The sequence below is a fragment of the Janthinobacterium longum genome (genome assembly GCF_051380735.1).
GTDB lineage: Bacteria > Pseudomonadota > Gammaproteobacteria > Burkholderiales > Burkholderiaceae_D > Janthinobacterium.
Genome location: NZ_JBNYXQ010000015.1, coordinates 44,652 through 65,485, shown reverse-complemented (window position 1 = coordinate 65,485; position 20,834 = coordinate 44,652). Strand labels below are relative to the sequence as shown.

Here is a 20,834-nt window from a genome sequence, read left to right as displayed (position 1 = left end):
GATTGAACCATAAAAAGCCGACTTTCGCCATGCGCCGCTCCCAGACTACCCCTCCACCTCGCCCGCCAGCCGCCGCCAGCGGCAGCGATTTTGCCACCCTGAAGACCTTGCTGCCGTACTTGTGGGTGTACAAATGGCGCGTGCTGCTGGCGCTGCTGTGCCTGGTCGGCGCCAAGCTGGCCAATGTGGGCGTGCCGCTGATTTTGAAAAAACTGGTCGACGCCATGACCATCACCGCCGCCCACCCGCAGGCCCTGATGGTGCTGCCCGTCGCCCTGCTGGTGGCCTATGGCTTGCTGCGTGTGTCGACCACCCTGTTTACCGAACTGCGCGAATTCCTGTTTGCCCGCGTCACGCAGCGCGCCGTGCGCACCATCGCGTTGCAGGTATTTCGCCACCTGCATGCGCTGTCCTTGCGCTTTCATTTGAACCGCCAGACGGGCGGCATGACGCGCGATATCGAACGCGGCACGCGCAGCGTCGGTTCGCTCATTTCCTACACCCTGTTCAATATCCTGCCGACGCTGGTGGAGATCACGCTGGTGCTGGGCTACCTGGTGCTGCACTACGATATCTGGTTTTCCATTATCACGGCAGTGGCGCTGGTGTCGTATATCGCGTTCACCGTGCTGGTGACGAACTGGCGCACGCATTTTCGGCGCACCATGAACGATCTCGATTCGAAGGCCAATACGAAAGCCATCGATTCGCTGATCAACTACGAAACCGTGAAGTATTTCGGCAATGAAGACTACGAGGCGCGCCGCTATGACGAGGGCTTGCAGCGCTATGAATCGGCGGCCGTCAAGTCGCAGACCTCATTGTCGCTGCTGAACACGGGCCAGTCGCTGATCATCGCCACCGCCGTCACCCTGATACTGTGGCGCGCGACGGTGGGCGTGATCGCCGGCAGCATGACCCTGGGCGACCTGGTGCTGGTGAATGCCTTCATGATCCAGCTGTATATTCCGCTCAATTTCCTCGGCGTGATCTACCGTGAAATCAAGCAAAGCCTGGCCGACATGGAGCGCTTGTTTTCGCTGCTCGACGAGAACCGCGAAATCGCCGATACGCCCGAGGCAAAGCCTTTGGCCACGCAGGGCGCGGCGGTGCATTTTGCGCATGTCGATTTCAGCTACGAAGCGAAGCGCCAGATCCTGTTCGATGTCGACTTCCAGATCGCCGCCGGCACCACCACGGCGGTGGTTGGTCACAGCGGTTCGGGCAAGTCGACCCTGTCACGCTTGCTGTTCCGCTTCTATGAAGTCAACGGCGGCGCCATCACCATCGATGGCCAGGATTTGCGCGCGATCACCCAGGATAGCTTGCGCGCGGCGATCGGCATCGTGCCGCAAGATACGGTGCTGTTCAACGACACCATCGAATACAACATCGCCTACGGCAGGCCGGGCGCGAGCAAGGAAGCCATCGTGGCGGCGGCCAGGGCGGCGTCGATCCACGAATTTATCGAAAGCCTGCCCGATGGTTATCAGTCTATGGTGGGTGAGCGCGGCTTGAAACTGTCGGGCGGCGAAAAGCAGCGCGTGGCGATTGCCCGCACCTTGCTGAAAGACCCGGCCATCCTGATTTTTGACGAGGCCACCTCGGCGCTGGACTCGAAAGCGGAACAGGCGATCCAGGCGCAGTTGAAAGACATCGCGAAAAACCGCACGACCCTGGTGATCGCCCACCGCTTGTCGACCGTGGCCGATGCGCAGCAAATCCTGGTGCTCGATCATGGCCGCATCGTCGAGCGCGGCACGCATCCGCAATTGCTGGCTGCAGCTGGCCTGTATGCGCAGATGTGGCAACGCCAGCAGGCGGGCCAGCGCGACGAAGAGGACAGCGAATCGGGCGATGAGACGAGTGAAATGAGCCTCGCCAAATAAGTGCGCCGCTATAAAACAGTAGGGAAAATGCTACAGCGACGGCACTTCGCTGGTGCGCAGGCTCCCTATTCCGGTGAAACTGACAGTCAATCGAAGAAAAGACTGGTAGGGCGCTGAAAATGAAATAAAATTAATCCATTGGTGGCGTTCGCACCCCAGTTGTTTCGTCCAGGCCTGGCCTGGTTTGTTTGCTCAGGAGAATCCATGAAATTGACCAAAATTATTGCAACACTGCTCAGCGTTGGTGTTATCAGCAGCATGTCGCCAGCCCAAGCCCAGGAATTGACTGGCACCTTGGCCAAAATCAAAAAAGCCGGTTCGGTCACGCTCGGCGTGCGCGATGGCTCGGTACCGTTTTCCTATCTCGATGACAAGCAGCAGTACCAGGGCTATTCCATCGACCTGTGCATGAAGGTCGTCACCGCTCTGCAAAAACACCTGGGCCTGAACGAACTGAAAGTGGTGATGAGCCCTGTCACCTCGGCCAACCGGATTCCGCTGATGGCCAACGGTACCATCGACCTCGAATGCGGCTCGACCACCAACAATCTGGAGCGCCAGCAGCAAGTGGCGTTTGCGCCGACCATGTTCGTGATTGCCAATCGCCTGCTGGCCAAGAAATCGTCGAACATCAAGAGCCTGGAAGACATGCGCGGCAAGACCCTGGTGGCCACTGCCGGCACCTCGACCGTCAAGCAGATGACCATCCTGAACAAGGAAAAAAACCTGGGCATGAATATCGCCATTGCCAAGGACCATCCTGAATCGTTCCTGATGCTCGAAACGGGCCGCGCCGTGGCCGAAGCCAACGATGACATCCTGCTGGCCTCGCAAGTGGCCAACTCGAAAAATCCGGGCGAGTTTGAAATCACCAAGGAAGCGCTGTCGGTCGAACCATACGGCATCATGATGCGCAAGGGCGACCCGGCCTTCAAGAAGGTGGTCGACGATGCCTTGAGCCGCCTGTACAAGAGCGACGACATCAATCGCATTTATGCGAAATGGTTTACCTCGAATATTCCGCCTAAAAACATCAACCTGAATTTCCCGATGCCGCCGCAACTCAAAGCGGTCTTCGCCAACCCGACCGACTCGGGTGATCCGGCGGCCTACGCGGCCGTGCCGGAAGCGCAAAAGGCATCGGACAAAAAGAAAAAATAACCTGACTGCGTGAAAAACCGGGAGGCGCAAGCCTCCCGTTTCATTTGCGTGCGGCGGGCCAGCCTGCTGGCCGCTGTTTGATGGCTGCATCGGAAGGATCAACATGAATTACAACTGGAATTGGCGCATCTTCTGGGAGACTTCTCCCGATGGTGTCGGCACGTATATGGACACCCTGTGGGCTGGCCTGACCTGGACCCTGGCGACAGCCGGCGCGGCCTGGATCATGGCCCTGATACTGGGCCTGGTGATCGGCACCGTGCGCACCCTGCCCAACAAATGGCTGGTCGGCGTGGCCAACGCCTATGTCGAATTATTCCGCAACGTGCCGCTGCTGGTACAGATGTTCCTGTGGTATTTCGTGATGCCGGAATTGCTGCCCGCTGACCTGGGCAACTGGATCAAATCACTGCCGAACGCACCGTTCGTCACGGCGGTGCTGTGCCTGGGCTTTTTCACTTCGTCGCGGGTGGCGGTGCAGGTCACGACCGGTATCGAGGCGCTGCCACGCGGGCAAAAGCTGGCCGGCACGGCGCTGGGATTGACCCTGCCGCAAACCTACCGCTTCATCCTGCTGCCGATGGCCGCGCGCGTTATCATGCCGCCTTTGACCAGCGAATTTTTGAACATCATCAAGAACAGTTCCGTGGCACTGACCATCGGCCTGGTCGAACTGACGGCCAGTGCGCGCGCCATCCAGGAGTTTTCGTTCCAGGTATTCGAAGCGTTTTCGGCCGCCACCATTATCTATATCGCCGTCAACCTGCTGGTGGTGATCCTGATGGCGCTGATCGAGAGAAAGATCAGGATCCCCGGCTTCATTGTCGCCGGCAGCAAATCGGGAGGACACTGATATGTTCGGCAATTTCGACTTCGATGTCATCTCGCGTTCCTGGGTCTATCTGTTCCAGGTCGGCATGGTGTTTACCCTGAAACTGACGGCGCTGGCGATGGTCGGCGGCATCGTGCTGGGTACTTTGCTGGCGCTGATGCGCTTGTCCAGCAACCGCATTCTGTCGGGCGTGGCCTCAAGCTACGTCAACCTGGTCCGCTCGATTCCGCTGGTGCTGGTGATCTTCTGGTTCTACTTCCTGGTGCCGTATATCGCTGCCTGGATCATCGGCGCCAATGAGCCGGTGAAGGTGGGGGCGTTTTCGTCGGCCCTGATCACTTTCATCATGTTTGAAGCGGCCTATTACTGCGAGATCATGCGCAGCGGCATACAGTCGATTCCGCGCGGCCAGGTATGGGCCGGCCAGGCACTGGGCATGAACTACTACCAGACCATGGCCAGTATCGTGCTGCCGCAGGCCTTCCGCAACATGATCCCGGTGCTGCTGACGCAAACCATCGTGCTGTTCCAGGACGTGTCGCTGGTGTACGTGCTGTCGATCCCCGATTTCGTCGGCGCCGCCTCGAAGATCGCCCAGCGCGATGGCCGCCTGGTGGAGATGTATGTGTTCGTGGCCGTCGTGTATTTCGTGCTGTGCTATGCCCTGTCGTTCCTGGTCAAGCGCCTGCAAAAGCGCGTCGCCATTATCCGTTAATCCTGGCAGCCCGGTGCTGACGTCTACAGAAAGAAAATGATGATTGAACTGAAAAATGTAAGCAAATGGTATGGCCAGTTCCAGGTACTGACCGACTGCAGTACCGATGTGTCGAAGGGTGACGTGATGGTCATCTGCGGCCCTTCGGGTTCGGGCAAATCGACCCTGATCAAGACCGTCAATGGCCTTGAACCGATACAGAAAGGGCAGATCATCGTCGACAATATCGCCGTCAATGATCCGAAGACCAATCTGTCGAAACTGCGCGCCCGCATCGGCATGGTGTTCCAGAACTTCGAGCTGTTTCCGCACCTGAGCATTCGCGAAAACCTGACCATCGGCCAGATCAAGGTGTTGGGCCGCAGTGCTGACGAAGCCAATGCCAAGGGCCTGAAATATCTGGATCGCGTGGGCCTGCTGTCGCAACAGGACAAGTTCCCCGGCCAGCTGTCGGGCGGCCAGCAGCAGCGCGTGGCGATCGCCCGTGCGCTGTCGATGGACCCGATCGCCATGCTGTTCGACGAGCCGACTTCGGCGCTCGACCCAGAAATGATCAACGAAGTGCTCGACGTGATGGTGGGCCTGGCGCAAGAAGGCATGACGATGATGGTGGTCACGCACGAAATGGGCTTTGCCAAGCGCGTGGCCAACCGCATCGTCTTCATGGACCAGGGCAAGATCATCGAGGACTGCAGCAAGGACGAGTTCTTCACTACCACGCGCTCGGACCGCGCGCGCGATTTCCTGGCGAAGATCATTCACTAAACGCTGTTTGTTTCCAGCAAAAACGGCCGGCTTGCACCGGCCGTTTTTGCGTTAACAGCACGCTGGCGCCTGGTTTGCGCAAGGTACGGCTCGGTATTCAGTCTACGCTCGATCAGTCCCCCATATTTTTCTTTCATTTTATACTTATAAAGGTATAATTCATGAAGATCACCCATAACCCCTGTACTGGGTCGGCGCCGCCAAAAAGGAACTGATGGCCTTGCCGGTCGAGATCATCGCCCTGTTCGGCCATGCGCTCGATCTGGCCCAGCGCGGTGACCGGCACGACAGCACCAAGGTATTGCGCGGGTTTGGCTGCGCCGGCGTGCTGGAAATCGTCGAGGATGACGCCGGTGACACCTACCGCGCCGTGTATACGGTGAAGTTTGAGGAGGCGGTGTTCGTGCTGCATTGCTTTCAGAAAAAGAGCAAGAGTGGCATCGCGACGCCGAAACAGGATATCGACATCGTGCGCGCCCTCTTGCGCGCCACGCAACAAGTAATTGAGGAGTTGCGCCATGAAAAAGTATCCCGTTGATGGCATCGCATTCGAGCCATCGAGCGGCAACGTGTTTGCCGACCTGGGCTTGGCCGATGCCGACAAGCTGCAAATCAAGTCCGGCCTGGTGGGTGAAATCAGCAAGGCCATCCGCAAGCTTGAGCTGACCCAGGAGCAAGCCGCGCGCCGCATGGGCATCGTGCAACCCAAAGTGTCGGGCATGCTGCGCGGCGACTTTTCCGGCCTGTCCGAGCGCAAGCTGATGGATTGCCTGAACCGTCTTGGCTACGATATCGAGATTTGCGTCAAGCCGGCCGGCCAGCCCGTTGGCCACCTGAAACTGGCCGTTGTCTAGCCGCTAGGGCGGCCTTGCGGCTGGTAAAATGGCGCCATCCGTCATCACCGCCCGAGAGTTGCCGCCATGTCCACACCCGATCACACCCCGTCCGCCGTTTCCTCGTCCATCACCATCACCCGCCCTGACGACTGGCACTTGCACCTGCGCGATGGCGCCGTGATGGCCAGCGTGTTGCCGCACAGCGCACGCCAGTTCGGCCGCGCCATCGTGATGCCGAACCTGAAACCTCCGGTCACCACCACCGCCGATGCGGCCGCCTACCGCGAGCGCATCCTGGCCGCCGTGCCGGAAGGCGTCAATTTCGATCCGCTGATGGTGCTGTACCTGACCAACAATACCTCGCCAGACGAAATCCGCCGCGCGTACGACAGCGGCATCGTGCAGGCCGTGAAACTGTATCCGGCCGGCGCCACCACCAATTCCGATCTGGGTGTGACGGACCTGAAAAACTGCTACAAGGTGCTTGAAGTGATGCAGGAAGTGGGCATGCCCTTCCTCGTGCACGGCGAAGTGACCGATCCCGAGATCGATATTTTCGATCGCGAAGCCGTCTTTATCGAACGCGTGATGCGCCCGCTGCGGAGTAACTTCCCGGCGCTGTCGGTGGTGTTCGAACACATCACCACCAAGGATGCGGCGCAGTACGTGGCCGAAGCCGAAGGCCCGGTCGCCGCCACCATTACCGCCCACCACCTGCTGTACAACCGCAACGAAATCTTCAAGGGCGGCATCCGCCCGCATTACTACTGCCTGCCTATCCTGAAACGCGAGGAACACCGCCTGGCATTGATGACGGCGGCCGCCAGCGGCGACGAGCGCTTTTTCCTCGGCACCGACTCGGCGCCACACGCGCAAGGCGCCAAGGAAATGGCCTGCGGCTGCGCCGGCTGCTACACGGCCCTGCACGCGATGGAGCTGTATGCCGAAGCGTTCGAACGGGCCGGTGCGCTCGACAAACTGGAAGCGTTCGCCAGCTTCCATGGCCCGGCCTTTTACGGCCTGGCGCGCAATACCGATACCATCACCCTGAAACGCGAAAGCTGGACCCTGCCGGCCTCGCTGCCGCTGGGCGACAGCCACGTGATTCCGCTCAATGCCGGCGAGCAGATCAACTGGAAGATGGTGTAAGCAGCGATGCTGCAATCGATAGACTGGACCCGCCCCTGGTATGCCACGGTGCTGCCGGCGCGGGGGCGGCTCGATTTGCAGCGCCATACGGTGATCGAAGCGTTGAACCTGCAGGCGCGCGCGCTGGACTTGCGCAATCCGTCCGGTTTGCCGCTGGGTTTCGTGCCGCAAGCCGACCTGCCTGAAGGCGTGGCCTATGAAGAGTTTATCGGCGCCACCGGCGGCGTGCCCACGCGCGACAATCTGCACGACTTTTTCAATGCGCTGGTCTGGCTGACCTTCCCGCTGATCAAGCGGCAATTGAACGCCTTGCAGGCGGCCCAGATCGCGCTGTCCGGCGTGGGTAAATCGCGTGGGCCGGCGCGCGATGGTGCGACCATTTTCGATGAAAATTCGGCGCTGCTGGTGCTGCGCGACAGCGCAGCGGGCCACGCACTGGACGCGGCCTTGCGCGCGCACGACTGGCAAGGCGTGTTCGTGGAACAACGCGCGCAGTTTGCACCCGGTGGCGACGCCGAAGTATGGTTGTTCGGCCACGCGCTGATGGAAAAGCTGGTGGCGCCCTACAAGGCAATTACCGCCCACACGCGCGTGGTGTTTGCCGGCGATGACTACTTTGCGCTGGACGATATGGCGCGGCGCGCCTGGCTCGATGAACGGGTGGCGCAGGACCTGGCGCAGCAAGGCTTGAGCACGGCCGATTTCACGCCCTTGCCGGTGCTGGGTATTCCCGGCTGGTGGGCGCAGCAGGATGCGCAGTTTTATGGAGACACGACGGTTTTTCGCCCGAAGCGCAAAGCCGCACAATAATGAACGCGCAGCAGCGCGAAAGGACAGGCATGGAGCAAGTGATACGGTGGGGCATACTCGGTACCGGCAAGATCGCCCAGGCGATGGCGGCGGCCTTGCGCGACGTACCCGGTGCGCAACTGGTGGCGGTGGCGTCGCGCACGCTGGAGAGCGCCGAGCGTTTCGGCGCACAATGCGCCGCGCCGCGCCGCCATGCTTCCTACCAGGCGCTGGCCGATGACGCCGGTGTCGATGTGATCTATATCGCCACGCCGCATACGCTGCATGCGCAAAACGCGCTGATGTGCCTGGCCGCCGGCAAGCACGTGGTGTGCGAAAAACCGTTCACCATGAATGCGCGCGAAGCCCAAAGCGTGATCACACTGGCGCGCGAGAAAAAGCTGTTTTTGATGGAGGCGATGTGGAGCCGCTTCCTGCCGGCAGTGCAGGAAGCGCAGCGCCTGATCGCCAGCGGCGCCATCGGCACCGTGCAGCAGTTGCAGGCCGATATCGGCTTTGTCGCCAATTTCCCGCCCGAGCACCGCCTGCTGAACCCGCTGCTTGGCGGCGGCGCACTGCTCGACATCGGCATCTATCCGCTGTCGATGGCGGCATTCTTTCTTGGCCCGGTGACGCAGGTGCAGACCCTGGCCGAGATGGGGCCGACCGGGGTCGACGAGCAGGCCGTCTTCAGCCTGCTGCATGAAGGCGGCGGCAGTTCTTCCTGCGCCTGCAGCATGCGCGCCCTGAGCCCGACCGAACTGACGATAACCGGCACGCTGGGCCGCATTCGCCTGCCAGGCCGTTTCTACAAACCCGATCATCTGATCATCGAACCGATGGACGGCGAGCGCCGCGTGGTCGATGCCCCGTTTATCGGCAACGGCTATACGCACGAGGCGATCGAAGCGATGCGCTGCATCCGCGCCGGCCTGCTGGAAAGCCCGTTGATGCCGCACGCGGAAACCCTGGCGCTGATGGCCGTGCTCGATACCATGCGCGGCCAGGTAGGCCTGGTGTACGACGCTGACCGAGGCGTGGTGGCATGAACACGGCATCGCGCCCCAGCCTGAAAACCGTGCTGATCGCCAGCGGCGTCGTGCTGACGCTGGCGATGGGCGTTCGCCACGGCCTGGGTTTCTGGATGCAGCCGATCTCGCAAGCGAATGGCTGGACCCGCGAAACTTATTCGCTGGCGATGGCCCTGCAAAACCTGATGTGGGGTGTGTTCGGGCCGTTCGCCGGCATGGCCGCCGACCGCTACGGCACCATGCGCGTGGTGATTGTCGGCGCCTTCAGCTACATGGCCGGCCTGGTGTGGATGGCGGTGGTCAGCGAGCCGACCCTGTTCATCATCGGCTCGGGCGTATTCATCGGCCTGGCGCTGGCGTGTACTGCGTTTGGCGCCATCAGCGGCATCGTCGGGCGCAGCGCGCCGCCCGAACAACGCTCCTGGGCCTTCGGCATCTCATCGGCGGCCGGCTCCTTCGGCCAGTTTTTGATGATGCCGATCGAGCAGCAGCTCATTTCCGCCGTGGGCTGGCAGAACGCGTTTTATGTACTGGCTGCGCTGGTGGTGGCGGCCATGATCCCGATGGCTTTTTACCTGCGCGAGCCGCCCGTCACGCATGCCGGCGCTGCCCAGCAAAGCGTCGGCGAGGCCTTTGGCGAGGCGATCGGCAACCGCTCGTTCTGGCTGCTGCTGGCCGGTTATTTCGTATGCGGCTTCCAGCTGGTCTTTATCGGCGTGCACTTGCCGGCGTATTTGAAAGACCAGGGCCTGATGAATCCGAACATCGCGGTGACGGCGCTGGCGCTGATCGGCCTGTTCAATATTTTCGGCTCTTACTATGCGGGCAAGCTGGGTGGAAAATTCGCCAAGCGCCATCTGCTGTCGGTGATCTACCTGTCGCGCGCGGCCGTCATCGGCCTGTTCCTGCTGGCGCCATTGTCGGCGTGGACGGTGTACCTGTTTGCAGCCGGCATGGGCGTGCTGTGGCTGTCGACCGTGCCGCTGACGAATGGCATTATCGCCGGCATCTTCGGCGTCAAGCATCTGTCGATGCTGGCCGGCATGGTCTTCTTTTCGCACCAAGTGGGCAGCTTCCTGGGCGCCTGGCTCGGCGGTTTCCTGTACGAGCGCATGGGCAATTACAGCGCGGTCTGGATGATCACCATCGGCCTGGGCCTGCTGGCCGCCCTGATCAACCTGCCGATCGACGAACGCGCCGCCCGGCGCGTGGCCGCAGCGTGATGAGCACGCGGCGCAACTGGCTGTGGCGAGTGGCTGGCGCGGTGGTGCTGGCCCTGGTCTTCATGGCGTATTTGCGGCCCGCTTTCATGCTGGACCTGGCGAACCGATTCTGGATGTGTTTATAGAGATTGAGTATGACGAGTAAATCTGCCGACCACGGCATCATGGTGTTTGGCGCTGACGATATTGCTGCCTGTTTTGATGGCGGCACCCTGGGCCGCGGGCGCGGCTATGCGCAGCGCGGCATGGTGTTGTCTGTTACGGCCGACAGTGGGATGATCAAGGGCAAGGTCAGCGGTAGCAGCAGGCAAAGCTACCGGCAAACGATACGACTTACGCGCGCCGCGCGCGGCATGCGTGTCGATGGCAATTGCAGCTGTCCCATGGAGCACAATTGCAAGCATGTGGTGGCTGTTTTGCTGCGTTATCTGGAACAGGCGCCAGCGCCAGGTACAACGGTGCCCGACGATGGCCTGGCGCCGCCGCTCGCTTTGTGGCTGAAGGAAATGGCACGGGCAGCGATGCCAAAGCCAGACATCAAGCGTGCCGTCGCCAGAGCGCAAGCCATGTACCGGCTGGTATATGTGCTGATGCCCAATTCTGCAGGCCGGCTGGATCTGTGGCTGTGCCGCGCTCGCCTGCGCGGAGGCGATGAGATCGTATCGGCTGTGGTGCTGGCCAATCTGTATGACATACGCCGTGCGCCGCCGGCCTATATGACGCAGCAGGACCAGTATGCTGCGCATCTGTTTTTCCTGTTGCGAGGCGGTCAGGAATTTACCAGAGCCGTGGCTGAAGTACGTGGCGCCATCGGTGCCGAGTTGTTGCAGCAATTGCAGCAAGGACAGCGTCTGTTTCGCGCATCCACGCATGACGACCTGAAAAACGGCAGCTTGACGCCGCTGTTGACCACCGAGGCACGCCAGGCGCGCCTGGCCTGGATAGGGCAGGAAGACGATAGCCTGGCGCTGCGCTGGCAGACCGATGACGGTGCAGCGCTGGAATATGTCCTGGCAACGCAGCCGGCGCTGTTCGTGCATGGCGCCGAAATCGGCACCTTGAACCTGCCCGACAGCCTGGCCAGCATGGCGCCGCCGGAGCTCCAGACGCTGGTGGCACGGGCGCCGCGCGTAGCCGGCAAGCAGCGCGCGCTGCTGGCGCACGCGCTGGCCGCGCAGGGCCTGGAACAGTTCATCGCGCCCCCGCCGCCGTTGCGCAAGATCGTCCGCAGCGACATCGCGGCGCGTCCTTTCCTGCTGCTTGGCAGCGTGGACAGCGATACCGCCGGCGCGCCGCCGCACGACTTTGCGCTGCTGGCGTTTGATTATGATGGCGTGCGCGCGTCCACCGACACGACGCAAAAGCTGCTGCGCCATACTGCCAGCGGCAAAGAGGTCATCAAGCGCGATGCGAAGGCGGAGCAAGCGGCCATGGCCACTCTGCGCAACAAGGGATTTGCCGCCGCCGACGCCGCGTCGCCGCTGCACTCGGTGTCGGGCGTACTGCAGTTGCCCGACGAAGCCGCCTGGATCGATTTCGCCGCGCATGGCGTGCCGGTTTTGCGCCAGCAGGGCTGGCTGATCGATCATGGCCCCGGCTACCGCTATGAGCTGGCGGCGATCGATGAATGGTATGCCGAGGTGGCCGACGAAGGCGAGGGCGGCAACGCCTGGTTCGAGCTGGAGCTGGGCATTATGGTAGGCGGCCAGCGCGTGCCCTTGCTGCCGGTGCTGCTGCAACTGATACGCGCAGCACCCGACAGCTTCCAGCCGCAGGCGCTGGCGCTGCACGACGATGGCGCCCACCTGATGGCCAGCCTGCCCGATGGCGCCAGGGTGGCGCTGCCGTGGCGCCGCGTCAAGCCGATTCTGCATGCCTTGGGCGAGCTGTATTTCAAGGACCGCATCGGTACCGTCATGCGCTTGCCGGTGCTCGATGCGGTGCGCCTGGCCGAACTGGAAGCCAGCGCGCAACTGCGCTGGACTGGCGGCGAGCGGCTGCGCCAGCTGGGTGCCAGGCTGCGCGCTTTCGACGGCATCACCGCGATGGCCGCACCGGCCGGCCTGCAAGCGACGCTGCGTCCTTACCAGGCCGAGGGCGTGGCGTGGATGCAGTTCCTGCGCGAGTACGGCCTGGCCGGCATCCTGGCCGACGACATGGGGCTGGGGAAAACCATCCAGACCTTGTGCCACATCCTGCTGGAAAAAGAAGCGGGACGATTGATCGCGCCGGCGCTGGTGGTCGCGCCGACCAGCCTGATGGGCAACTGGCAGGCTGAAGCACAGCGCTTCGCGCCCGGCTTGCGCGTGCTGCTGCTGCATGGCGCGCAGCGGGCGCAACACTTCGATACGATGGGGCACTACGATCTGGTGCTGACCACCTATGCGCTGCTGCCGCGCGATGAGGAAACACTGCGCGGCCAGCGCTTCCATTTGTTGATCCTGGACGAATCGCAATACATCAAGAACAGCCGCTCGAAGGCGGCGCAAACGGCCGGCTTGCTGCAGGCCACGCACCGCCTGTGCCTGACCGGTACGCCGCTGCAAAATCACCTGGGCGAGCTGTGGTCGCAATTCCACTTCCTGATGCCGGGTCTGCTGGGCGATGAAAAAAGCTTCAACGGCGAATTTCGCAAACCAATAGAAAAGCTGGGCGACGAGGCGCGCAACGCCTTTCTGATACGCCGCGTGAAACCGTTTTTACTGCGCCGTACCAAGGACAAGGTGGCCAAGGACTTGCCGCCCAAGACAGAAATGGTGCGCGAGGTGGAACTGGCTGGCGCCCAGCGCGACCTGTATGAAACGGTGCGCCTGGCGATGGATAAAAAGGTGCGTGCGGCGATTGCCGCGAAAGGCATGGCGCGCAGCCAGATCGTGATCCTGGAAGCCTTGCTCAAGCTGCGCCAGGTGTGCTGCGATCCGCGCCTGATAGCCGGCGCCGGCAAGAAAGGCGCGGCGCCGTCGGCCAAGCTGGCCGAATTGATGGAGATGCTAGAAGCGTTGCTGGCCGAAGGGCGCAAGGTACTGGTGTTCTCGCAATTTACCAGCATGCTGGCGCTGATCGAAGCGCAGTTGCGTGAACGCGCCATCGACTATGCCCTGCTGACCGGCGAGACGCGTGACCGTAGCGCGCAGGTCGACGCTTTCCAGCAAGGCGCCGTGCCGGTCTTTCTGATCAGCCTGAAAGCCGGTGGCGTGGGGCTGAACCTGACGGCCGCCGATACCGTCATCCACTACGATCCATGGTGGAATCCGGCCGCCGAAAACCAGGCCAGCGACCGTGCCTGGCGCATCGGCCAGGACAAGCCGGTGTTCGTCTACAAACTGATCGCCAGGGGCACGCTGGAAGAAAAAATCCAGGACATGCAGCGCCGCAAGGCCGAACTGGCCAGTGCGGTGCTGGCCGACGGTGCTGCGCAAACACTGGCGCTGACGCAGGACGATTTGCAAGCGATCTTCGCGCCCTTGTAGCTACACCTTTAAAAACTCTTCCTTGTTGCCGAGCCAGCGCGCCAGGTGGGCTTCCACCGTAGCCGCGCTGGCCGGCGAGGTGGCGCGCAGCAGGTCGTGCGCCACGTCGCGTGCCTGGTCGACCAGCCATTGATCGGTTTCCAGGTCGGCGAAGCGCAGCATGGCCTGGCCCGACTGGCGCGCGCCGAGAAATTCGCCGGGGCCGCGCAGTTCCAGATCGCGCCGGGCGATTTCAAAGCCGTCGGTGGTCTCGCGCATGGTCATCAGGCGCTGGCGCGCCACGCCGCCCAGCGGCCCCTGGTACAGCAGCAGGCAGACGCTGGCGGCCGAACCACGGCCGACGCGGCCGCGCAACTGGTGCAACTGCGACAGGCCGAAGCGCTCGGCGTGCTCGATCACCATCAGGGACGCATTGGGCACGTCGACGCCCACCTCGATCACGGTGGTGGCCACCAGCACCTGCAGCTGGCCGGCGATAAAGGCATCCATCACTTCCTGTTTTTCGGCCGGCTTCAGGCGGCCATGCACCAGGCCCACCTGCAGCGCGGGCAGTGCTTCGGCCAGCATCATGTGGGTGTCGGTGGCCGTTTGCAGTTGCAGCGCTTCGGATTCCTCGATCAGCGGACAGACCCAGTACACCTGGCGGCCTTCGAGCGCGGCCGCATACACGCGGGCGATTACTTCGTCGCGCCGGTTCTGGTCGATGGCGCGCGTGACGATCGGGCTGCGTCCGGGCGGCAGCTCGTCGATCACCGACACTTCCAGGTCAGCGTAATAGGTCATGGCCAGGGTGCGCGGGATCGGCGTGGCCGACATCATCAACTGGTGCGGCACGGCTGTGCTGTCGCCCTTGTTGCGCAGGGTCAGGCGCTGGCCCACGCCGAAGCGGTGCTGCTCGTCGACGATCACCAGCCCCAGTTTTGAAAACTGTACGTTGTCCTGTATCAGCGCATGCGTGCCGATCACCAGCTGCGCTTCGCCCGATTCGATCAGGGCCAGCGCCGCCGTTTTTTCCTTCTTTTTCAGGCTGCCGGTCAGCCAGGCGACTTTGACGCCCAGCGGCTCCATCCAGGCGGCGATCTTGCGAAAGTGCTGCTCGGCCAGGATCTCGGTCGGCGCCATCAGCGCGGCCTGGTAGCCGCTGTCGATGGCCTGCGTGGCCGACAGGGCCGCCACCACCGTCTTGCCGCTGCCCACGTCGCCCTGCAGCAAACGCTGCATCGGATACGGCTGGCGCAGGTCGGCGCGGATTTCGTCCAATACGCGCGCCTGCGCGCCGGTCAGCCTGAACGGCAGGGCGGCCTGAAAGGCGGTCGACAGGCTGCCGACGAACGGCAGGGAGGCCGCGCCCTTCGAGCGGCGCGCATACTGGGCGCGTTTCAGCGACAGCTGCTGGGCCAGCAATTCATCGAATTTCATGCGCACCCAGGCTGGGTGCGAGCGGTCCATCAGCGCGCTTTCATCGATCTGCTGCGGCGGATAGTGCAGGAGGCGCACGGCGGCCTGGAACGGTGACAGCTGCATCTGGCGCAGCAAGGAGTCGGGCAGGGTATCGGTCCAGTCGATGCGCTTCATCGCTTCGGCAATGGCACGCCGCAGCACATGCTGCGACAGGCCTACACCGGACGGATACACGGGCGTGAGGGCGGTCGGCAGCGGCGCGCCTTCGTTGACCACCTTATACACGGGGTGGACCATCTCGGCGCCGAAAAAGCCGTGCTTGAGCTCGGCCCTCGCGCGCACCCGCGTGCCTTCGGCCAGCTGTTTCACTTGGCTGCCATAAAAATTCATGAAGCGCAGCAGCAGGTCACCCGTTTCGTCGGCGATGGTGACGAGCAATTGCTTGCGCGGCTTGAAACTGACTTCGCACTTGGTCACCACGCCCTCGACCTGCCACGATTCGCCGCCGCGCAAACAGGCGTCGCGGATGGTGTAGACACGGGTTTCGTCCTCGTAGCGCATCGGCAGGTGCAGCACCAGGTCCATATCGGTACGCAAGCCCAGGCTGGCCAGTTTTGTTTCCGTGCTGACTACTTTTTTGACGGCTTTGGGCTTGGGCGCGGGCTTCGTCGCTGGCGGTAGATCGTGGCTTGGATCAGGCATATAAGAATTTTTGCTGCCGCTAGCGTAAAATAGAGGGTTGTCCGGCACACCCTGTGCATACCGCAGAGAAAATCTTGCGGCGGATTATTGTAATGCCTGTATAGGCGCACAGTATAGTGCCACACGCCGCATCGCGCACTCCTAATCATTGTTGACGTACTTTTCAAGCAAAACGCATGTATTCGCTCTCCGATTTCGATTTCAATTTGCCGCAAGAAAATATTGCGCAAACTCCTTTGGCCGAGCGCAGCGCCTCGCGCCTGTTGCACCTGGACGGCGACGCCGTGGCTGACCGCAGCTTTGCCGATATCGTCAATCTGCTGCAGGCCGGCGATTTGCTGGTAATGAACGACACGCGCGTGCTGAAAGCGCGCTTCTTTGGCGTCAAGGAAAGCGGCGGCAAGATCGAGGCCCTGGTCGAGCGCGTGCTCGACGAGCGCACCGTGCTGGCCCAGGTGCGCGCCTCGAAGTCGCCGCCGCCCGGTTGCCGCATCCGCCTGGCAGATGCATTCGACGTCACGGTCGGCCAGCGCGCCGGCGAATTTTTCACCTTGCACTTCGACGCCGACGTGTTCGAGCTGATCGAAGCGCATGGCCGTTTGCCGCTGCCGCCGTATATCGAGCACGACGCCGACGAGTTCGACGAAACGCGCTACCAGACGGTGTTCAGCAAAGTGCCCGGCGCCGTCGCCGCGCCGACCGCCGGCCTGCATTTCGACCAGACCCTGCTCGACCAGCTGAAAGCGAAAGGCGTCAATTTCGCCTATGTGACCCTGCACGTGGGCGCCGGCACCTTCCAGCCGGTGCGCACCGAGGTGCTGGCCGAGCACAAGATGCATACCGAGTGGTACACCATGCCGCAGGAAACCGTCGACGCCGTGCGCGCCACGCAGCAGGCTGGCCGTGACGTGGTGGCGGTCGGCACCACCAGCCTGCGCGCGCTGGAGTCGGCCTCGCAAAGCGGCCAGCTCGAAGCGGGCAGCGCCGACACGGCCCTGTTCATCACGCCTGGCTATGCGTTTAAAACCGTCACGCGGCTGATCACCAATTTCCACCTGCCGAAATCGACCCTGCTGATGCTGGTGTCGGCGTTTGCCGGCTATGAGCCGATCCGCCATGCCTACGCGCATGCGATCGCCCGGAACTACCGTTTCTTCAGCTATGGCGACGCGATGCTGCTGACCACGCAATCGCGCGCCCCGCTGAGTATCACCTTATCGCCCCTTCCGTGAAAGACTGACATGCTGGAATTTACTTTACTCAAGACCGATACGAGCGGCTTGACCAAAGCGCGCCGCGGCACCCTGAAACTGAACCATGGCGTCGTGCAGACGCCGATCTTCATGCCAGTGGGCACTTACGGTTCCGTGAAAGCCATGTCGCCGCTGGAGCTCAATGAAATCGATGCGCAGATTATTCTTGGCAACACGTTTCACTTGTGGCTGCGTCCTGGCAATACCGTCATGGAAAAATTTGGCGGCCTGCATGGTTTCATGGGCTGGAACAAGCCGATTCTGACGGACTCGGGCGGTTTCCAGGTGTTTTCGCTGGGCGCCATGCGCAAGATCACGGAAGAGGGCGTGCATTTCAATTCGCCGATCAACGGCGATAAACTGTTTTTGTCGCCGGAAGTGTCGATGCAGGTGCAGCGCGTGTTGAATTCCGACATCGTGATGCAGTTTGACGAATGCACGCCGTACGAAATTGCCGGCCGTCCGGCCACGCTGGAAGAAGCGGCCAAGTCGATGCGCATGTCGCTGCGCTGGGCGCAGCGCTCGAAGGACGAATTCCACCGTGGCGAAAACCCGAATGCGCTGTTCGGCATCGTGCAGGGCGGCATGTATGAAATGCTGCGCGACGAGTCGCTGGCCAAGCTCGAAGAAATCGACTTCCCGGGCCTGGCCATCGGCGGCCTGTCGGTCGGTGAGCCGAAGGAAGACATGATGCGCATGCTGGCCCATGTCGGCCCGCGCCTGCCGGCCAACAAGCCGCACTACCTGATGGGTGTTGGCACGCCGGAAGACCTGGTAGCCGGTGTTTCGAACGGCATCGACATGTTCGATTGCGTGATGCCGACCCGTAACGCAAGGAATGGCTGGCTGTTCACGCGTTTTGGCGACATCAAGATCAAGAACGCCAAATACAAGGAAGACCAGGCACCGCTCGACGAAACCTGCAGCTGCTACGCCTGCCGCAATTTTTCGCGCGCTTATCTGCACCATCTGCACCGCTCGAAGGAAATCCTCGGCGCGCGCCTGAACACCATCCATAACCTGCATTACTACCTGGACCTGATGCGCCAGATGCGCGAAGCGCTCGATGAAGACCGTTTCCATGCATTTACATTGCAGTTCCATGCAGAACGTGCACGCGGAACTTAAGAAATCCTTAGAGCAAGTACAACGTAGCCCTCGCCGGATGTTTTCTGTTCTGGTGCTTGGTTTGGGGCATGAAAGCATTGCATAATGCTTTTTTAGCCCCATTTGAAGCTGCCATGCCGGCATTTGGGCAAGGTGGACGACAGCCGATGCTAGAATACAGCGCTATTTTTCCAAACTGATTAGAACTGGAGTCACCGTGTTTTTCATTTCCAACGCTTACGCGCAAGCCCCTGCCGATGCCATGGGCCTCGGCAGCAACCTGACCAGCTTCTTGCCGCTGGTATTGATGTTTGTGGTCATGTATTTCCTGATGATACGCCCACAGCAAAAACGCGCAAAAGAACAACGGGCGATGATGGACGCGCTGGCCAAGGGTGATGAAGTCATCACTGTCGGCGGCATGCTGGGCCGCGTTGTCAAGGTAGTGGACACCTACGTCACCATCGAAGTGGCCACCGCTACCGAGGTGACGGTACAGAAAAGCGCCATCACCACCTTGCTGCCCAAAGGCACGCTGAAGGCGCTGTAATCCTGCTCCGGGGTGGCTAGCGCCGCCCCTTTGATGCCTCCGACGCTCAACACTGAACGCTGAATCAATATGAATCGCTACCCTGTCTGGAAATACATACTCATCGCCGTCGCCTTATTGCTGGGCATGCTATACACGGTGCCCAATTATTTCGGTGAATCACCGGCGTTGCAGGTAACCAGTGGCCGCTCTACCGTCAAGGTGACCAGCGAACTGATGACGCAAGTCGATCAGATATTGACGAAAGAAAGCATCAAGTCGGAGGGTGTCACTATGGATGGGGCCGGCAACCTGGCCTCCGTGCGCGTGCGTTTCGCCGATCCCGATACCCAGTTCAAGGCCAAGCTGGTGCTGGAAAAAGACCTGAACCCCGATGCCAGCGACCCTGCATACATCGTGACGGTCAATCTGCAGGCCAATACCCCCATGTGGATGCAGAAACTGCACGCCTTGCCGATGTACCTGGGCCTGGACTTGCGCGGTGGCGTGCACTTCCTGATGCAGGTCGACGCGAAAGCCGTACTGACCAAGAAAGTACAGGGCATCCAGTCCGCTTCGCGCAGCATTCTGCGTGACAAGAATATCCGCCATGCCGGCATCGACCGTGTGGGCGACAACATTGAAATCAATTTCCGCGACGCCGATACGCGCCAGAAGGCAAGAAATACGCTGGCCGACCAGATGAGCGACCTGGCGTTTGCCGACACCGGCAGCGGCAGTGACCTGAAACTGGTGGTCAGCCTGAAACCGGCGGCCCTGAAGGCCACGGTTGACGAAGGCGTGAAACAGAATATCTCGACCCTGTCCAAGCGCGTCAACGAATTGGGCGTCTCCGAGCCGCTGATCCAGCAGCAAGGCCCCGACCGCATCGTGGTGCAACTGCCTGGCGTGCAGGACGTGGCGCGTGCAAAAGCCATTATCGGCCGCACCGCTACCCTGGAAGTGCGCCTGGTCGATGAAAACATCGTCCCTGGCACCGAACTGTCGAGTGCGATTCCGTTCAATTCCGAACTGTTCACCGTCGGCAAAGGCGTGCCGGTGGTGCTGTCGAAAGACGTGATCCTGACAGGCGACTATATCTCCAGCGCTACCGCCAGCTTCGACCAGAACCAGCAGGCGGCCGTGTCGATCGACCTGAACGGCGATGGCGGGCGCAAGATGCGCGAAGCGACCCGCGAACGCGTGGGCAAGCGCATGGCCATCGTGCTGTTTGAAAAAGGCAAGCCTGAAGTATTGTCGGTCGCCACCATCCAGCAGGAACTCGGTTCGCGCTTCCAGATCACCGGCATGGGCGGCGCGGAAAACGCCAATGAATTGGCACTGCTGCTGCGCTCGGGCGCCCTGTCGGCGCCGATGACGGTAATCGAAGAACGCACGATCGGACCGCAACTGGGTGCTGAAAATATCGCCAAAGGTTTCCATTCGACCTTGTATGGCTTTATTGCCATCGCCATCTTTATGGTCGCCTACTACATGCTGTTCGGCGCCTTCAGCGTGCTGGCCCTGGCCACCAACCTGCTGTTGCTGATCGGCTTGCTGTCGATGATACAGGTGACCCTGACCTTGCCCGGTATTGCCGCGATTGCGCTGGCGCTGGGCATGGCGATTGACGCCAACGTGCTGATCAATGAACGTATCCGTGAAGAGCTGCGCGCCGGCAACTCGCCACAGGCCGCCATTTCCGCCGGCTTCGACCATGCCTGGGCCACGATTCTCGATTCGAACGTGACTACGCTGATCGTCGGCCTGGCGCTGCTGGCTTTCGGCAGCGGTCCGGTGCGCGGCTTTGCCGTCGTGCATTGCCTGGGCATCCTGACCTCGATGTTCTCCTCGGTGTTTGTTTCGCGCGGCGTGGTCAACCTCTGGTATGGCCGCAAGAAAAAGCTGACCAGCCTGTCGATTGGCACGGTCTGGGTACCGGGTACGAGCAAATAAGCAAGGCCCTACCTACATAGCGTCAA

At 61.5% G+C, this 20,834-nt stretch carries 17 protein-coding genes; 16 read left to right on the top strand and 1 reads right to left on the bottom strand.

Features of this window, described 5'->3' with window-relative positions; genetic code table 11:
* Positions 1-29 precede the first annotated feature (29 nt).
* The 12 genes from ACQ4WM_RS24010 (at position 30) to ACQ4WM_RS23955 (ending at position 13,860) form a co-directional block, all read left to right on the top strand.
* Positions 30-1,889, top strand: coding sequence for an ABCB family ABC transporter ATP-binding protein/permease (locus ACQ4WM_RS24010; protein ID WP_436549167.1), 1,860 nt, complete (start codon positions 30-32; stop codon positions 1,887-1,889).
* Positions 1,890-2,093: 204 nt separating this feature from the next.
* Entirely contained in the window at positions 2,094-3,050 is a 957-nt protein-coding gene (locus ACQ4WM_RS24005) for an amino acid ABC transporter substrate-binding protein (RefSeq protein ID WP_436549166.1), read from the top strand.
* A 103-nt stretch (positions 3,051-3,153) separates the two neighbouring features.
* A complete protein-coding gene (locus tag ACQ4WM_RS24000) occupies positions 3,154-3,903 on the top strand; it encodes an amino acid ABC transporter permease (protein ID WP_436549165.1) in 750 nt (249 codons plus the stop codon).
* Between the two features lies 1 nt (position 3,904).
* Entirely contained in the window at positions 3,905-4,597 is a 693-nt protein-coding gene (locus ACQ4WM_RS23995) for an amino acid ABC transporter permease (RefSeq protein WP_436549164.1), read from the top strand.
* Positions 4,598-4,636: 39 nt separating this feature from the next.
* Positions 4,637-5,362, top strand: coding sequence for an amino acid ABC transporter ATP-binding protein (locus ACQ4WM_RS23990; RefSeq protein WP_436549180.1), 726 nt, complete (start codon positions 4,637-4,639; stop codon positions 5,360-5,362).
* A 214-nt stretch (positions 5,363-5,576) separates the two neighbouring features.
* On the top strand, positions 5,577-5,900 hold the full coding sequence (locus ACQ4WM_RS23985) for a type II toxin-antitoxin system RelE/ParE family toxin (protein ID WP_436549163.1): 324 nt from the start codon (positions 5,577-5,579) through the stop codon (positions 5,898-5,900).
* On the top strand, positions 5,881-6,216 hold the full coding sequence (locus tag ACQ4WM_RS23980; protein WP_436549162.1) for a helix-turn-helix domain-containing protein: 336 nt from the start codon (positions 5,881-5,883) through the stop codon (positions 6,214-6,216). Before ACQ4WM_RS23985 ends, ACQ4WM_RS23980 begins: the two co-directional genes overlap by 20 nt.
* A 66-nt stretch (positions 6,217-6,282) precedes the next feature.
* Positions 6,283-7,347: a dihydroorotase gene (gene pyrC, locus ACQ4WM_RS23975; protein WP_436549161.1), complete on the top strand. Its 1,065-nt coding sequence runs from the start codon at positions 6,283-6,285 to the stop codon at positions 7,345-7,347.
* 6 nt (positions 7,348-7,353) lie between these two features.
* The gene (locus tag ACQ4WM_RS23970; RefSeq protein ID WP_436549160.1) at positions 7,354-8,157 is read left to right on the top strand and encodes a DUF3025 domain-containing protein; all 804 of its coding nucleotides are present in this window, start codon (positions 7,354-7,356) and stop codon (positions 8,155-8,157) included.
* 29 nt (positions 8,158-8,186) lie between these two features.
* A complete protein-coding gene (locus tag ACQ4WM_RS23965) occupies positions 8,187-9,185 on the top strand; it encodes a Gfo/Idh/MocA family protein (protein WP_436549159.1) in 999 nt (332 codons plus the stop codon).
* Positions 9,182-10,390, top strand: coding sequence for an MFS transporter (locus tag ACQ4WM_RS23960; protein ID WP_436549158.1), 1,209 nt, complete (start codon positions 9,182-9,184; stop codon positions 10,388-10,390). Before ACQ4WM_RS23965 ends, ACQ4WM_RS23960 begins: the two co-directional genes overlap by 4 nt.
* Positions 10,391-10,524: 134 nt before the next feature.
* Entirely contained in the window at positions 10,525-13,860 is a 3,336-nt protein-coding gene (locus ACQ4WM_RS23955) for a DEAD/DEAH box helicase (protein WP_436549157.1), read from the top strand.
* On the opposite strand, the gene recG is transcribed toward ACQ4WM_RS23955, so the two are convergent.
* Positions 13,861-15,963, bottom strand: coding sequence for an ATP-dependent DNA helicase RecG (recG, locus tag ACQ4WM_RS23950; RefSeq protein WP_436549156.1), 2,103 nt, complete (start codon positions 15,961-15,963; stop codon positions 13,861-13,863).
* Between the two features lie 176 nt (positions 15,964-16,139).
* Here recG and queA point away from each other — a divergent pair, with 176 nt between their 5' ends.
* The 4 genes from queA to secD all read left to right on the top strand — a co-directional run bounded on the left by queA (position 16,140) and on the right by secD (position 20,808).
* Positions 16,140-17,195, top strand: a complete 1,056-nt coding sequence (gene queA / locus ACQ4WM_RS23945; RefSeq protein WP_436549155.1) for a tRNA preQ1(34) S-adenosylmethionine ribosyltransferase-isomerase QueA — start codon at positions 16,140-16,142, stop codon at positions 17,193-17,195.
* A 9-nt stretch (positions 17,196-17,204) separates the two neighbouring features.
* Positions 17,205-18,344: a tRNA guanosine(34) transglycosylase Tgt gene (gene tgt, locus ACQ4WM_RS23940; RefSeq protein WP_436549154.1), complete on the top strand. Its 1,140-nt coding sequence runs from the start codon at positions 17,205-17,207 to the stop codon at positions 18,342-18,344.
* A 241-nt stretch (positions 18,345-18,585) separates the two neighbouring features.
* Entirely contained in the window at positions 18,586-18,873 is a 288-nt protein-coding gene (gene yajC / locus ACQ4WM_RS23935; protein ID WP_436549179.1) for a preprotein translocase subunit YajC, read from the top strand.
* Between the two features lie 69 nt (positions 18,874-18,942).
* Positions 18,943-20,808, top strand: coding sequence for a protein translocase subunit SecD (secD, locus tag ACQ4WM_RS23930; RefSeq protein WP_436549153.1), 1,866 nt, complete (start codon positions 18,943-18,945; stop codon positions 20,806-20,808).
* Positions 20,809-20,834 lie beyond the last annotated feature (26 nt).